A 14,751-nucleotide genomic window follows, 5' to 3' on the forward strand; every position below is an offset into this window, starting at 1 on the left:
CCTCGGCGGGCTGGACGCGCAGGGACCGCCAGATGGCAGGGCCGCCCACGGCAAAGGGCCGCAGCGTGTCGGAGGAGACGTCGCGCACCTTCGAGAAAGGCAGCGCAGTCGTGCCGACGGCCGTGACGACGCCCGGCGTGAGGACGGCGTCCCCGGCGGCGATGCTGACGTTTGCAAAGAGCAGGCCGGGGGGAGGGTTTCCGATGGTTGCAAGCCCGATCCGGGCCGCAAGCGTCCCCGCGCGGTCGTCCAGGACGGGAGAGAAGAACGATACGACCTCGCCGTTCTTGACGAGAAAACCTTCCCACCGCCCGTAGGGGCCTTGGACCACGCCGCGCAGCGGGTTTGCCTCGTGGGCGACGGTCCAGGCCACGTCGTAGCGCGAGCCAAGGAGCGCGAACGAGACCTGGTAGAAGACGTGGTCCTGCGGCGCAAGCCGTAGCTCGCGAAGGTTTGGCGCAAGGAGGCCCACCTCCAGGACGCCGGAGTCCAGATGCTCTTGGTGGAACCAGCCGCCCGTCACGTCGAAGAAGCGCGGGCCCTCCTGGTCGCCCGCCCCGTCGACGATTTGGGGGTCCGCTGGGCTGCCCGCGATCTCGTCGGTCGGAATGCGTCCGCGCGCATCGTGGAAAACGGCGACCGCCCGGAAGGCGACGGTCGGGCCCACAGGCGGCGCCTGCGCAGTCGGGACGTGCCGCAGCTCGAACACGTAATCGTTGGGCTCGGGAAAGTCGGCGAAGGCCGTTTGGGAGGATTCCGCGCCCGCCATGCCGCCGCCCCAGACGCTCCTTGTTCCGTCGACCGGGTCGTACACGAACCACGAATAGGTGGCGGGACCCTCGGGCACGACGCGGATCTCCACGATGGAGGGCGGAATGCCGTTTAGCGTCGTGCGCGCGATCGCGCCCACGGCAAGCTCGAAGCTCCACTCGCAGGCGACGAGCCGATCCGAAGCTGCGCAGCCCGCCGGAAGACTGCCCTCGCTCGCGCCGACGCCCGACCATGGCAAGAGCGAGCCGAGGAGAAGGACCCCAGCCATCGACGGGATCGTGATACGGGACCGGATGCCGTTGCCTCCCGGGGTTCGAGTCCACGGGTCGTCACATAAACGTTTCGCGTCCCGCGGCGCCCGCTAGCGCGTCCCGCCCTTTCCCACGAGCTTCAGCACGTCGGCCTTCGTCACGAGTCCGACGGGTCGCCCGCGTTCCATGACGAGAAGCGCGGGGTGCTGCTCGAGCATGCCGTAGGCGGCGTCGAGGGGCTCGTCGGCGTCGACGGCGGGAAAGGCCGGCCCCATGATGCTCTCGACGGGAACGAGCGCGAGCTCCTTGGGGTCTTTGGCCTCGTGCAGACGCTGGAGGATCGCGCGCTCGGAGAGGCTCCCGACGGGCGCGCCCTTCGAGACGACGGGCAGCTGGGAGAAGTCGTTCTCGCGCATGATCTCGACCGCCTTCAGGAGCGAGTCGGTGGCGCGCGCGGCGACGATGGGCGCCGTCATGACCTCGCGCACGCGCACGTCGGCGCGCTCGGCGGTGGAGAGGGCGCGCAGGACGGAGCGAAGCGTGCTCGCGCGGGGGTCGACGGTGCCGCGCTCAATGCGTGCGATGAGGGGTTGGCTCACGCCCGCCCGGCGGGCGACCTCCGCTTGGGTAAGCCCGAGGCTTGCGCGCCATCGCTTGAGGTCGTCGCCCGAGGGAATCTCGTACGCCATGATGAATAACCATCGGTAATCGAGGGATGAACCTTGCGCCATGCGGTTCCATTGGGAAACCCGCCGATCGACCGTTTCTTATACGAGAGGAGCCCGGTTCCATGCCGTGGGCCGGGGTGACCGGGGAAGCATCGTGGTGCTCGAGGCGATTCTCGTTGCGCTGCTTGTCTTCGGGGCGATCGCCTTCCTGTACACGCTCCAGCAGCCCGCTCGCCCGACGATCGGCTCGCAGGGAGAGCTTTCGACCCGCGCGTCGGACGCGCTGCGCTCGCTCGTCCTGCAGCCGGCCTTGAACGAGAGCTACGAGAACGCGCTTGCAGAAGCCGTGACGCTTGCGGCCGCAGGCGATTGCAGCCTCCTGTCGGCGCGCCTGCGCACGCTACTTCCGCTGGACACGCGCTTTGGCGTCCGCGTCGAGACGGGCGGAGGCGGCGCGCAGCTGTGCGGGGAGACGCCGCTTCGCTCCGTGGAGACGGCAAGCGCGACCACGGCGTTCCAGCCCAAGTGGAGCTACCTTGCCGTCGTGCCGCGGTTCGAGCCGCTGGACGGCGCGTCGATGACCGGCCGGTTCGCGGCGGCCGGCGTCCACCACAGCAACCTGCTGTACGCCTCGGACACCGTGACGATCTCGCTCGACCGCGCGCGCCCGCACCCGGGCGCCGAGCCTCTGGTCACGACGTTTGTCTCCTCGCACGCGCTTGCGGCGGGAAGCGACGGGCCCTACGCGTCCGTTTCGCTCCTCGATGCCTTGGGCGCGGAGCGCGGGCTCGTGCGCGTCTGCGGGATCGTGAACGCGTCGGCGGGATGCGGAAGCGTGAACGCGACGCTCCATTTCCGCGTGACCGAGTGGCAGGGACGCGCGATTCCGGCGGGAACGACGCTTGAGGTTCGCCTCCCGAGGCATCCGGCCGGCTTCCTCGAGCCCGCGCCGGCAAGCGTGGGTCCCGCCTCGCAATGGAACAACGTCTCCGTCCAGGACAACGGGACGCACTGGCTCGTGCGAGCCCGTCTTGCCGCGGACCTCTCCGGCGCGTCCGTTCCCTTCCATGTCACCGCGAGCGCAAACGCGAGCAACCGCGCCGCGTTCCACGTCGCGGACGTGCGCTGGGCCTCGCCGGGCGTCCGCGGCGGGTGCGCCTGCGTGGTCGAGCTTCTCGGGTTCCCGTGGAACGGCGCCGTCGCCAATCCGCTCGAAGGCCTCCACGCGCGCAGCCCCACGTCCACCGGGGCGGGCGCCGAGGGCCTTTGGACGGCGACGTACGTGAACCCCACCGACGACGCCGTGACCCTGGAACGCGCGCGCCTGGCGGCCGATCCGCAACGCGTTCTGGCGCTCCGCACGGCAAGCGTGGGCGACGGATCGTGGGGGGGCACGCTCGCGTGGACGTTCGAGGCGCCGGGCGACTGGATCGCAAGCTTCTCGCCGCCGCTTGACGTCGACGCGCGATCGGCCGTCGATCTCGTGCTTGGCGTGACGGGCTCGCCGCGGGCCGCGCCGCCGCCCCCCGACGCGAACCTTTCGATCCTGTTTGCGGGAAGCGGCCACCTCGCGCAAGCACGCGAGGCGTCCGTTCCGGGCGTGCGCGAGACTTCCGTCCCCTGGCAGGCCGGCTCGCCCGGCCCGGGCTATCCCACGGCCGCGGCCGTTCGCTCGGCGCTCTCGCAGGCCTCTTGGCTGCGGCAGGATCTCCCCGGAAACGCGTCGTATCGCGTGCATTCGGGGGCCTCCGCGTTTGCCAACGAGACGCTGGACGCGGCCGCCTCCACGACGGTCCGGCTGGACGCGCGCGCCATCTTCCCCGGGCAGGCGGCTTATGGCGTCGTCGACGCCCGCCGCTTCCTTCGCTTGTTCCACGACGAGGTCGACCCCGCCGGCGACTGCGTTGCGCCCGGACTCGCGAGCGCGGAACCGCTTGCCGTCCGTTGCACGCAGCCCTCGGGCACGGTGCGGTCGCGCGACGGTTGGCGCATCGAAGCCTCGCACGCGTGGATCAACGTCACGGTCCTTCCGCCCGTGCCCGGCGCCGTTCCTGGGAAGGCCTGGTCTTCGCCCGTCCTTGGCGCCGAGGTGCTCGCAAACGGGACCCTCCGGTTCTCCGCCGAGGTGGCAAGCTCGGCGCTCTGGGGGCCGTACCTCGTCGTCGCCGAGGCCACCGTGCGCGCCGTGAACGAAGGCGACCCGTCGACGTCCTTCCCGCTCACCGTGCGGGCGGTGGACACGTTTGTCGTCGCTCCGCCGGGGCGGTCGGTGCCCGCAAGCCCCATCTACCAGCTCGAGCTGTTCGCCTGGCGCGAAGGGTAGTCGCGCGGATTCCCGCATGCTTTATGCCGGGCGACCACGTAGCGGCGGCGATGTCCGGCTCCGCGGGAGCGCCGCGTCGCCCCGTTCTCGTCGCCGTCGCTTGGCCCTACGCCAACGGTCCCCTGCACCTCGGACACGTGGCAGGCTCGCTCCTGCCGCCCGATCTCTTCGCACGCTACCACCGCATGGCCGGAAGCCCCGTGCTCATGGTGTCGGGAAGCGACATGCACGGGACGCCCATCCTTCTCAAGGCGGAGCAGGAGGGCGTGCCGCCGCAGGAGCTCGCCGCGCGGTACCACCGCGAGCACGTCGAGGCGCTTTCGGCCCTTGACATCCGCTTCGACCTCTTCACGACGACGGCCACGAAGAACCACGCGGACACCGTGCACGACGTTTTCGGCACGCTCCTTGCGCGCGGCGACATCGCGCGACGGACCATGCGGGCGCCCTACGATCCCAAGGCCAAGCGCTTCCTGCCCGACCGCTACGTCGAGGGAACCTGTCCGCACTGTCGCGCGCCCGACGCGCGGGGCGACCAGTGCGACGCGTGCGGCCGGACGCTCGACCCGCAGGAGCTTCTGGACCCGCGGAGCAAGGTGTCGGGCGCGGCCCCCGAGTTTCGTGACACGGAGCATTTCTTCCTGCTCCTTCCGCGCTTTTCGCAGGCGCTCTCGAAGTGGACGCAGGAGCAGGCCAAGGCCGCAAGCTGGCGGCCCAACACGATCCACTTCACGCGCAACTGGCTCTCCGAGGGGCTCAAGGAGCGCGCGATCACGCGCGACATGACCTACGGCGTGCGGCTCCCCGCGGAGATCGAGCGCCAGGACCCAAGCCTCGCCGACAAGCGCGTCTACGTTTGGTTCGAGGCCGTCGTGGGCTACCTGTCGGCGGCCAAGGAGTGGGCCCAGCGCGAGGGCAAGCCGGACGCGTGGCGGGAATGGTGGGTGAACCCGCGCGCGCGGCACTACTATTTCCTTGGCAAGGACAACATCCCGTTCCACACGATCGTCTGGCCCGCCATGATCCTCGGCTACGCCAACGGCAAGGGCGAGGCCTACCAGCTCCCGTGGGACGTGCCGGCCAACGAGTTCATGACCTTCTCGGGAAGCAAGTTCAGCAAGAGCCGAGGCAACCTCATCCTCGTGAAGGACGCGACCGACCGCTTCCAGGCCGACGCGGTCCGGTACTACCTGTGCGCCAACATGCCCGAATCGCGCGACGCCGACTTCCTCTGGGAGGAGTTCGCGCGCAAGGTGAACGACGAACTCGTGGCGGCGTTTGGCAACTTCTGCCACCGCACGCTCACCTTCGCGCACGCCAACTTCGAAGGCGCCGTGCCCCGGGGAGGCTCCGGGTCCCCGCCCCCGGCGACCATCGCCCAGGAGCTCGCGCAGATCGGGCCCCACCTCGAAGCCTGCCGCTTCAAGGACGCTCTGAAATCGCTCATGGCCGCGGCGATGCTCGCCAACAAGTGGTTCCAGGAGCTTGCCCCCTGGCAGTCGCTCAAGCAAGACAAGGAGCGCTGCGGCGCCGACGTTCGCGAGCTCCTCTCGCTCGTGAAGACCTTCGCGCTGTGCGCCTCGCCGTTTCTTCCCCGCGCCGCCCAGGACCTCTGGGAGCAGCTGGGCGAGGAGGGCGAAGTCGCCTCGCAGCGCTGGCCCTCGGGCGTCGTTCCGGTTCCGCCCGGCCAGCGCCTTGGAGCGCCGCGCGCGCTGTTCCGCAAGATCGACCTCGCCACCATGAAGGACCTTTTGGAGGGAACCCCCGTGACCCCGTCGTCGCCCCCGTCGGCCGGCTCCGCGCCCAAGGGCCCGGCCGCCCAGCCCCCCGCGCGCACGCCCTTGGTCTCGATCGACGAGTTCGCGAAGCTCGACCTCCGCGTCGGCCTCGTGACGTCCGTCGAGGACCACCCGAAGGCCGACAAGCTGTACGTGCTCAAGGTGGACCTTGGCGATGGCGAGCGGCAGATCGTGGCGGGTCTGAGGGGGCACGTCGCGCGCGAGGCGCTTCTTGGAAAGCGCGTCGTCATCGTGGCGAACCTGGCGCCGGCCACGCTTCGCGGCGTGGAGAGCCAGGGCATGCTCCTGGCCGCCGAGGACGCGCAAGGCCGCATCGCACCGCTTGCGCCGGCGGCCGACGTCGACGCGGGCGCGAAGGTGCGGTAGGCCGCTATTCGGTGCAGGGGACAAGGGCGCCGTACGCGACGGCGTCGCGCAGGAAGACGACGACCTCGTTCTCGCCCTCGCGGCAATCCACGTACAGGCGTTGGCCGGCCAGCCAGAAGCCCGATTCGAACGCGGCGTCGCAAGAAAAGGCGTCCGGCGCGCCGCGCGGCTCGACCGTGCAGATCTCCTCGAGCGCAAGCGGAAAGCCGTCCACGAAGACCCGCACCTCGGCGGGCCGGTAGGGACCGCCTACGGCAAGCTGCAGCCAAACCGTGTCGTTTCGCGCGTTCGCGTCGCGATCGATCGTCCCCGACGAGAGGAGCCCCTGCGGCGGGCCGTTTCCCCCACCCGCGCCCGGCGGAGCAAGCGACGGGCCGACGAGCGCGAGGCTCGCCGTGGCCACGGCCGGCAGCGCCTGCGCGAACGCGACGGCGGCCCAAGCCGACATTCGGCTCTCGCCCGAGACCTGCGACAGCTCGACGCGCGAGCGTCCCGACAGCAGGAAGTCCATCGCGGACAGGTCCGGACGCCCGAGCGCTCCCCACGTCGATTCGGGCAGAGCGCGAAGAAGCGTCTCGACGAGGGCGTCGAAGGCGACCGGCGATTGGCTCTCGACGCGAAGCGGCACGAACGTGAAGCGGTGGAGGTGGACGGTGGCCTGGCTTACGGTCTCGTCGAGCCGGACGGGGCCAAGCAAGGACCCGGGCTCGCCCTCCGTGGACGCCTCCAGGCGCATCTCCTGCGCGAGCTCCACGGCCGGGAAGGTTCCGGCGGGCACCGAGACGTCGACAACGCGCGTGGCCTCGAGCCGGAACCGCAGCGAGCCCGCGAGGTCGGCCGGCCAGCGCTGCGACGAGAAGCCGGCGGCGTTGAGGTCGGCCCCCGTGACTGCGACGACGACGGAGAGCGCGTCGCCGGGCTCGACCCCGTGGGCGAGGAACGCTTCGAAGGAGGCAAGCGTGGCCGCATCGGGCGGGCGCCCGCGCGGCTGGACGACGTGGATCCCGGGCCGCAGGTCGTACAGGATCGGGAACATGCCGTCGAAGCCCTCCGGCTCGCAACGGTCCTGCCGGGTCTTCCCCTCGCAGCCGGGCGTGACGGGGAAGGACGGATCGCTCGTCCAGCCGTAGATCGTGGCGTCGACGTCCACGGAGCCCCGCGCAAGCGCAAGCGAGAGGATCCGGCGCGACGCGTCGACCGCAAGCGCGCCCGAGGCGGCCACGTGGGCCGCGGTCTGCGCGACCTCGAGGCCCGACTCGACCGACCGGTTGGACACGTTCGAGCGGAACTCGAGAAGCGAGGGGAACCGCGCCAGCGACGAGAGGGACCACGTCACGTTGCGCGCCTCGCGCCCGCCGCCCCAGGGAACAAGATCCTGTCCCGCGGCAAGCGCAAGCTCGCCGCCCATCTCGTAGCGCAGGCCCGCGTGGAACCGCTCCAGGACGGCGCTGCTTCCGTCGCCCAACCTCAGATCGGACCCGGAGACGCCAAACTCGCCGTTGGAAGAGAGCGCGAAGCGAAGCTGCGCGCCGGGCGCAAGGAGAACCCCGGTCGGGGTCCCGTCGAGCGTCCACCAAGGCTCGCCCGCGGGATGCCGCTGGCAGGCGACCGCGTCGCCGTTGCGGACCACGGCTGCGCTTGCAAGGCGCGCGTCGGGAACCACGACCTGTGCTCCCGGCGAGAAGGCCGCAAGCCCCAGCTCGGCAAGCGCTCGCGTGCGGTTCTCCCCGCGCTCGTCGGTGTACGACACGGTCCACGCGCGGCCGTCGCCGGCTTGGTGGAGCGTCACGCGGAAGCTCGTCTGCACGCTCGCCTCCTCGTCGGCCTGCGGCGCGCTTGTGACCTCCACGATGCGGGCGATGCCGCAGGGCGGGGCTCCCGGCGAGGGCGCAAAGCACCCGGCGAGGCTTGCGCTCAGGAGGGCCAGGACGACGAGGGCACGGGAGGCGCCGGGCATGGGCGTTTGCACCCTTCGCAGCAGTCCGCGCCGCTAAAGGCTTGCGGAAAGGGTGGGCTCACCGCAGGGCGATGACCGTGTCCGAGCCGTAGGTGGGCGGCGTGACGAAACCGACGGAAACCGGGTCCGCCTCGCCCGGATGGAAGTGCAACGTGACCGCCGTTCGGGGCGGCCACCGCTGGCCCGCGAGCGCGTTTGAGACGGTGATCTTGACGAGATCACCGGCGGTCATCGAGCCCTCCTCCAGGGAGCCGTCCGCGTCGCGGATGGCAGTCACCGCAAATGTTTCCTCGGTGGGTTCGTCGCCCAGGACGAGGTAGGACCAATCATCGGCCTCGATCACAAGGGCAAGCTCGTCAAGCCAAAGCGCGGTCGAGGACGGGGGCAACGAGAGATAGATCTCGGTTTGGTCGATCCCGTCGGACGTCGTGGAGCTGCGCATGCCGACGATGGATTCCACGCTCGGGGTCGGGGACGGAGGCGTCGCCGGGGAAGACTGGTCGCATCGCACGGCCTGCGCCAAGACGACCGCCCCCCGGATGGCCACGAAAACGGCATTCTCGCCAGTCGCCGTGCACGCAACGTAGATGACCGCGCCGTTGTGCCAGTAGGACCCATACCCGAGCGGCTCCGCGCAGGCGTACGCCGGGGGCGTGCCGGTGGGAAGCACGGCGCACGGCTGCGTGTCGAAGCCGTCCACGGAAACGTACACGTGCTCGCCGCCAAAGGGCGCCTCCGGCGAGTCGGCAAGGAAAAGCCGGATCGTGTCCGTGCGCGAGTCCCCATCCCGGTCGGTCGCCGAGGCCACGACCGTGGCCTGCACGGGCGACGGTTGGATGTTTTCCGGCATCGAGTCGCCCCCGAACGCGTTGCCGACCGCGGTCAGACCGGCGGCGGAAAACGCCGGAAGCGCGTACGCGAGCGACACGGCGACCCACGGCGCCATGCGGGGCGACCCCGTCATGCGCGAAAGCTCGAGCGTGGATCGGCCGTCGAGCGTGAAGGACAGGTTGTCGAGGTTCGGGGGTCCCGCGGGCCAGAGATTCGCCGGGATCGAGCGAAGGACCTTGCGCGCAAGCTCGTTCATGTTCACCGGCACCTCGCTTTCCACCTGCAGCGGCACGAACGTGTCGCGATGCAGCCGGACGGTCGTGCGCGCAAGCGTTTCGCGAAGCTCGAGGGCCGCCGCGCCCGCGCCTCCCGTGGCGCTCGCTTCGACGCGCAGCTGCTGCACGATCTCCACCGCGGGGAACGTCCCGGCGGCGACGGTCACGTCGCGCAACCCCGTCACTTCCATGGAGAAGCGCATGCGTCCGCGGAAGTCGGCCGGCCACAGGGAAGCGAACGCGCCGCGATTGAGCTCGGCGCCGCTTACGGCCGCCTCGAGGCTGAGCGCGTCGCCGACCTCCAGGCGTTCGGCGAGGAAGGCTTCAAGCGCGGCGCGCTGCTCGGCGGGCATGGGAAGGATCGAAGGAACCGGGAGCGCGTAGGCGGGAAGATCGCGCTGCAGCGGGAACAGGTTGCCAAAGGACGGCACCTCGCAGCGGTCCTCGCGCGAGCGCCCCTCGCAGCCGGGAAACGGAGAGGGAGCGTCGGGGCTCGACCAGCCGTACAGCGTCGCGTCGGCCGAGATCTGCCCGCGGTCGGCCGCGAAGGAGAGGAGGTCGCGCGCCTCGCCCACCTTGACGTTTCCGGCCGCCGTGAACTCGGCGCGCGTGTCGGCAAGCTCGAGGCCCAGCTCGACCGTCTGGCCCATGAGGCTTGCGCGAAGATCGAACAGCAGCGGGAACGAGGCCGCCGTGGAGTAACCCCAGGCCACGTTCCGGGCCTGGCGTGGGCCCAAGTCCGTGGCCAGGGGGGCAAATTCGCTGCCCGAGGCGAGCGACACGTCTCCGCTCGTCTGGACGCGGAAGCTCGCCGTGACGCGCTCGAGCGTGGGCGCCGAGGGTTCGGGAAAAAGACGGATGTCGCGACCCGAGGTCGCAAGCTCGCCGTTGGAACCCAGGCGGAAGGCGAGGCTCTCGCCCGGCTCAAGCGCAAGGCCCAGAGGGACGCCGCCGGCCGTCCACCAGCTCTGCGGCGCTGCGCTTCGCGAGCAGGCGATCTCGCCGTCCCGAAGCACGGTGCCTGGGCTGTCGAGCGCGACGTCGGGCACGCGAAGCTCGGTGCCGGCGGAAAAGGAAGAGGTGAGCCCGAGCTGGGCAAGCGTCTTCGTCTGCAGGTTGCCCTGCTTGTCCTTGTACGCGAGCGCCCAGCGCGACGCGTCGCCTTCGGTGCGAAGCGTGAGCTTGAAGCTCGGAAAGAGGGCCTCCTCGAAGGATTCGACCGGCTCGGAGCTTGAGATCCGCACGTCGATGATCCGGTTGAGGACGCAGGCCGGCCCGGCGGGTCCCGAGAAGAGGCAGCCGGCAAACGCGGCGCCCAGGAGGACGGTAGCAACGGAAAACGCGCGGACGGCGGTGGTCATCGGTGGTCCCCAACCTCCGTTCAGGCGGGCGGGGGGCTTAATAGCTTCCGATGGTCCCGAAACGGCAACCACGCCACAGCGGCAACCGCGCTATACTTTCTTCTTGAGCATGGCGCCGCGCCAGGAGAGCTTGGCGCTCACGGTCTTCAGCACGTCGCGGTTCTCGTCGAACCACGCGTCGCGCGAGGCAAGCTCGCGCACGAGCTTCTCGCGCTCGGCCTTCTCCTCCTCGTACAGGGCGTACAGCTTCGCCAGGCGCTCGGCGTCCTGCGCGTGCACCTTGGCAAGCTCGTCGGATTGGGCCCGCAGGGCCTCGACCTCGGAGAGGCCCTCGAGGCGCCGCTCGAGCTCCACCACCTTCTCGTGGAGGGCGTCGTTCTCGCGGGAGAGCGAGCGGATCTCGTCGTCGCGCCGAGCGATCTCCTGCTCCAGTCGCGAAGCCGTGTCGTCCTTGCCGCGCAGGTCCTCCTCTAGGCGGCGGGCCCGCTCGGCCGTGTCTTGGAGGTCGCGCTCCTGCTGCTTGAACGCCTCCCACAGCTTCTCGAGCCGGGTCTGCTCCTCGGAGACCCGAGCGGCCGCCTGCTCGGCGCGCTTGCGAAGCTCGTCCAACCGCTCGTCGTGGACCTCCTCGGGCATGGCAGCGGGCATGCGGAGGGTTCCGCTTAAATATTCCCATGATCGATGGCGCCGCGTTGGCCATCGAGGACGAGATCAAGGCGGTCGAGGAGGAGATCGCCAAGACGAAGTACAACAAGGCGACGAGCCACCACATCGGCAAGCTCAAGGCAAAGCTCGCCGCGATGCGCGAGACGCAAGTCCGCCGGCAGGCCGCCTCGGGCGGGGGCGGCAAGGGCTACGCCGTGCAGAAGAGCGGGCACGCAAGCGTGAGCCTCGTAGGATTCCCAAGCGTGGGCAAGTCCACGCTCCTCAACAAGCTCACGAACGCAAAGAGCGAGACGGCGGCGTACGAGTTCACCACGCTCGACGTGATCCCCGGCCTCCTCGAATACCGCGGCGCGGACATCCAGATCCTCGACATGCCCGGCATCATCCGAGGCGCCGCCAAGGGACGCGGCCGCGGGCGCGAGGTGCTCTCGGTGGCCCGCGGGGTGGACCTCATCCTGCTTCTCGTCGACGCCTTCAATCCGGGCCAGTTCGAGGCGCTCCTCGAGGAGCTGTGGACAGCCAACATCCGCGTGAACGCGAAGCCCCCCAACATCCAGTTCGTGAAGAGCGACCGAGGGGGCCTCGTGGTCAACAGCACGGTCAAGCTCACCCATCTCGACGAGCCGCTCGTGAAGGACATCTGCCGCGAGTTTGGCCTCATCAACGCGACGGTCGTGCTTCGGCAGAACGCCACGCAGGACGACCTCATCGACGCCTTGGCGGGCAACCGCGTGTACATTCCCTCCATCCTTGCCGTAAGCAAGATCGACCTCGTCGACGAGGAGACGCGCCGCGAGACGGTCGAGCGTTACGCGGCGAAGGGATGGACGGTCGTCCCCTTCAGCGCGGAAAAGGGCGTGGGCCTCGACGATCTCAAGGAGGCGATCTACGGCAAGCTCGGTTTCGTCCAGATCTTCCTCAAGCCCCCGGGCCGCGAGGCGGACCTCGTCGAGCCCCTCATCGTCCGCGCCGGCGCCACGGTGGGCGACGTGTGCGACCGGCTGCACCGCGAGTGGCGCTCGAAGTTCCGGTACGCCATCGTGACGGGCGACAGCGCGAAGTTCAAGGAGCAGACGGTGGGGCTCGAGCACGGCCTTGCCGACGGCGACGTTCTGACGATCGTCGTCAAACGGGGCTAGGGACGCTTCGCCCGGTCGTCCCGAAGCGCGCGAAGCATCGCCGCGAGCCGCCGCGCGTGCTCCTCCTTCACGCGCCGCATCTCGGCAAGCTCGCGCGACAGCTCGGGGTGGAGGACCGATTTGGCCAGCGCCTCGTACCGGCGCGCGGCCTCGCGCTCCCGCAGCAGCAAGGCTTCGATGGCGCGCTCACGGTTCCGGACCGTAAAAGCCCTCCGAGAGGCGGGCCAGGACGCGCTGCAGCCGGAGCGACTGCTGGCGATTGGCGTGCTGCATGGCCTCCAGGTCGAGGTAGGCGGGGTCGGTTCCCCCGAACTCTCGCAGGGCCTCGCGATACATCCGATGGACGACGTTCGACTCTTCGATCCAGGCTTGCGACAGGGATTGCCGAAGCGCTGGCTCCTTGGACCTCGTTTGCAAAACTCCCCTTCCCGCCGACGGCAAATGTCCACTCATTTAGTTAAATGTTCTCACCAGAGCATAGAATAATTCGACGATCACCGAACCTAGAAGTCGAACAACCTGGACTGGTTTTGGGCACCGGCTGAGGGTGAGACCGGTTCGGGCTCGGGCTTCCTCTCAGGCTCGTCCAAAGCCTGCGGCCGCTCCGGCTCGGGCGGCTGCGCCAACGCGGCCAGCACCCTGTCCTTCACAGGCGAATCCTTGCCGAGGAGGAACTCCACCTCATCCTCCTCGAGCTCCAGCGCGCGGACCACGCGGACGGCGAAGTCCGCGTCGGCGTTGCACAGCGTGCGCAGCGCCGGCACGGTCTCCTGCCGCGCGAGGTCGCTTGAGCTGTGCGTTGCGGCCCCCACCTTCGCCGCCACGGCGTTGCGAAGCGCGCGCGGGCCGCGCGAGGCCGACAGGATCCGGAGCCACCGCGGGAACTGGTACCGCTGGAAGGATCGGTAGGGCCGCGCCTTCGCCACGGCCACGCCGGCCGTCATGAGCTCCGTCGCGTAGGGCCACAGAGAGTACGCCCGCCGCCGCCGCGCGCGGCCGAGCTGGATGTCCGCCCGCGACAGCGCCGCATACCCCTCCACGAGATCCGGCGGGTCTCGGTACTCAAGCGGCAGGTTCTCGTCCACCCACAGGATGAGATCCTCGGGCGACTCCTCGAGATCGAGCGCCGCGGCCTTGGCCTCCTTCGCGTCGGTCGTCTTGAAGATCACCCCGAGCGCGTCGAACACGGTCGCGCGCGTGTCGCGAAGGCCCATGGCCGGAACGTCCCGCTCGGTCACGCGCGCGCGGCCCGTCGCAAGCGCCTGCAGGTCCTTCACCGCGCTGCGGAGGTCGCCGCCGGCGCGATCGGCCAGAAGCGACAGGGCGCCCGGATCGACCTCCACGCCTTCGGCGCCGGCCACCTCGCGAAGCACCGCGGCGACGGCTTCCTTCCGCAAGCGCTGGAACCGGATCGTGAGCGCAAGCGTCTTTAGCGACTCGGCGCCGCGCGTGAGCTGGTAGAGGTCGTTTGCGATGAGCACGATGGGCTGGCGCGCCTGCCGGATCGTCTCCACGATCGCCTTCATGCCGCCGCGGTCCTCGCGGCCAAAGAGGTTGTCGGCCTCGTCGAGGACGACAAGCGTGCGCTTGCCCGCTGCCGAGGCAAGAAACTCGCCCGTGGGCGAGAAGGTGTCGTGCGTGGCGCCCGCGCCGGCGACGCGCTTCACGACGTCGTAGTTCCGCTGGTCGCTTGCGTTGAGCTCGACGACGTTCCACCCGCGCTCGGCGGCAAGAGCGAGCGCCGCGGAGGTCTTTCCCGTGCCCGGCTCGCCGGCCAGGATCACCGCGCGCTTGGCGGGCACGCCCTCGTCCCACGCGCGCGCCCACGCGCGGAGGTCCTCGACGGCCTTGCGGTTTCCCGCGAGCGCGTCGAGCGTGCGCGGGCGGTGCTTCTCGACCCATTCGAGGCTCGCAGGATCGGCGGGCAACGCGGCCGCCAACGCGCCGTCAGGGGATAACGGCTGCGCGAGCGTTGCGATGAATGATCATCGCAAGCGGGCTATTCCTCGGCCACGGGCCCCGTGCGGGCGGCCACGTAGCCAAAGGCGCCAAAGGCGAGCAGCGTGACGGTGACCGAGTAGACGCCAACGTCGGTCCAGTTGTTGTGCAGAAGACCCATGCCCACGTAGAAGAGCGCTGCGCCCGCCAGGAGGACGATCGAGGCGGCAAGGGCAAACGAGGGGGCCATGGACTGCGGCAAGGCCCGAACCCTTCTTGAACCTTACTCCTCGAGCTCCCCGTTCTCGAGCATGCGCTCCAGCCGCTCGTTCTGCTCGCGGCGGAACTCCTCGCGCGTCATGAACCGGTCGCACGTGTGCGCGGCCACGGTGAGCTTCTCCCACAC

At 69.9% G+C, this 14,751-nt stretch carries 12 protein-coding genes; 3 read left to right on the plus strand and 9 right to left on the minus strand.

Annotation, left to right across the window (positions count from 1 at the left end):
* On the minus strand, positions 1–1,039 hold a 1,039-nt coding region (locus tag VM681_00095; protein HVL86394.1), incomplete at its 3' end, for a hypothetical protein.
* Between the two features lie 93 nt (positions 1,040–1,132).
* Entirely contained in the window at positions 1,133–1,711 is a 579-nt protein-coding gene (locus VM681_00100; protein HVL86395.1) for a CBS domain-containing protein, read from the minus strand.
* A 106-nt stretch (positions 1,712–1,817) separates the two neighbouring features.
* Between VM681_00100 and VM681_00105 the strand changes: the two genes are divergently transcribed.
* The gene (locus VM681_00105; protein HVL86396.1) at positions 1,818–4,013 is read left to right on the plus strand and encodes a hypothetical protein; all 2,196 of its coding nucleotides are present in this window, start codon (positions 1,818–1,820) and stop codon (positions 4,011–4,013) included.
* Positions 4,014–4,063: 50 nt separating this feature from the next.
* Positions 4,064–6,178, plus strand: a complete 2,115-nt coding sequence (gene metG, locus VM681_00110; GenBank protein ID HVL86397.1) for a methionine--tRNA ligase — start codon at positions 4,064–4,066, stop codon at positions 6,176–6,178.
* Positions 6,179–6,182: 4 nt separating this feature from the next.
* On the opposite strand, the gene VM681_00115 is transcribed toward metG, so the two are convergent.
* From VM681_00115 to VM681_00125, 3 genes are all read right to left on the minus strand, one after another.
* Entirely contained in the window at positions 6,183–8,147 is a 1,965-nt protein-coding gene (locus tag VM681_00115; GenBank protein HVL86398.1) for a hypothetical protein, read from the minus strand.
* Positions 8,148–8,193: 46 nt separating this feature from the next.
* Positions 8,194–10,602: a hypothetical protein gene (locus VM681_00120; GenBank protein HVL86399.1), complete on the minus strand. Its 2,409-nt coding sequence runs from the start codon at positions 10,600–10,602 to the stop codon at positions 8,194–8,196.
* Between the two features lie 90 nt (positions 10,603–10,692).
* Complete coding sequence (locus tag VM681_00125) at positions 10,693–11,250, minus strand: hypothetical protein (protein HVL86400.1); 558 nt, start codon at positions 11,248–11,250, stop codon at positions 10,693–10,695.
* Positions 11,251–11,276: 26 nt separating this feature from the next.
* Here VM681_00125 and VM681_00130 point away from each other — a divergent pair, with 26 nt between their 5' ends.
* Positions 11,277–12,407 carry a GTP-binding protein gene (locus tag VM681_00130; protein ID HVL86401.1) on the plus strand — a complete coding sequence of 377 codons (1,131 nt, stop codon included), beginning with the start codon at positions 11,277–11,279 and terminating at the stop codon, positions 12,405–12,407.
* Here the strand turns inward: VM681_00130 and VM681_00135 are convergent.
* The 4 genes from VM681_00135 to VM681_00150 all read right to left on the minus strand — a co-directional run bounded on the left by VM681_00135 (position 12,404) and on the right by VM681_00150 (position 14,595).
* Positions 12,404–12,577, minus strand: a complete 174-nt coding sequence (locus VM681_00135) for a hypothetical protein (protein ID HVL86402.1) — start codon at positions 12,575–12,577, stop codon at positions 12,404–12,406. The genes VM681_00130 and VM681_00135 overlap by 4 nt on opposite strands.
* A gap of 16 nt (positions 12,578–12,593) precedes the next feature.
* Positions 12,594–12,743, minus strand: a complete 150-nt coding sequence (locus VM681_00140; GenBank protein ID HVL86403.1) for a hypothetical protein — start codon at positions 12,741–12,743, stop codon at positions 12,594–12,596.
* 167 nt (positions 12,744–12,910) lie between these two features.
* The gene (locus VM681_00145) at positions 12,911–14,335 is read right to left on the minus strand and encodes a replication factor C large subunit (GenBank protein ID HVL86404.1); all 1,425 of its coding nucleotides are present in this window, start codon (positions 14,333–14,335) and stop codon (positions 12,911–12,913) included.
* A gap of 71 nt (positions 14,336–14,406) precedes the next feature.
* Positions 14,407–14,595, minus strand: coding sequence for a hypothetical protein (locus VM681_00150; protein HVL86405.1), 189 nt, complete (start codon positions 14,593–14,595; stop codon positions 14,407–14,409).
* Positions 14,596–14,751: the final 156 nt, after the last annotated feature.

Source organism: Candidatus Thermoplasmatota archaeon, assembly GCA_035541015.1.
In the GTDB taxonomy this organism is placed as follows: domain Archaea; phylum Thermoplasmatota; class SW-10-69-26; order JACQPN01; family JAIVGT01; genus DATLFM01.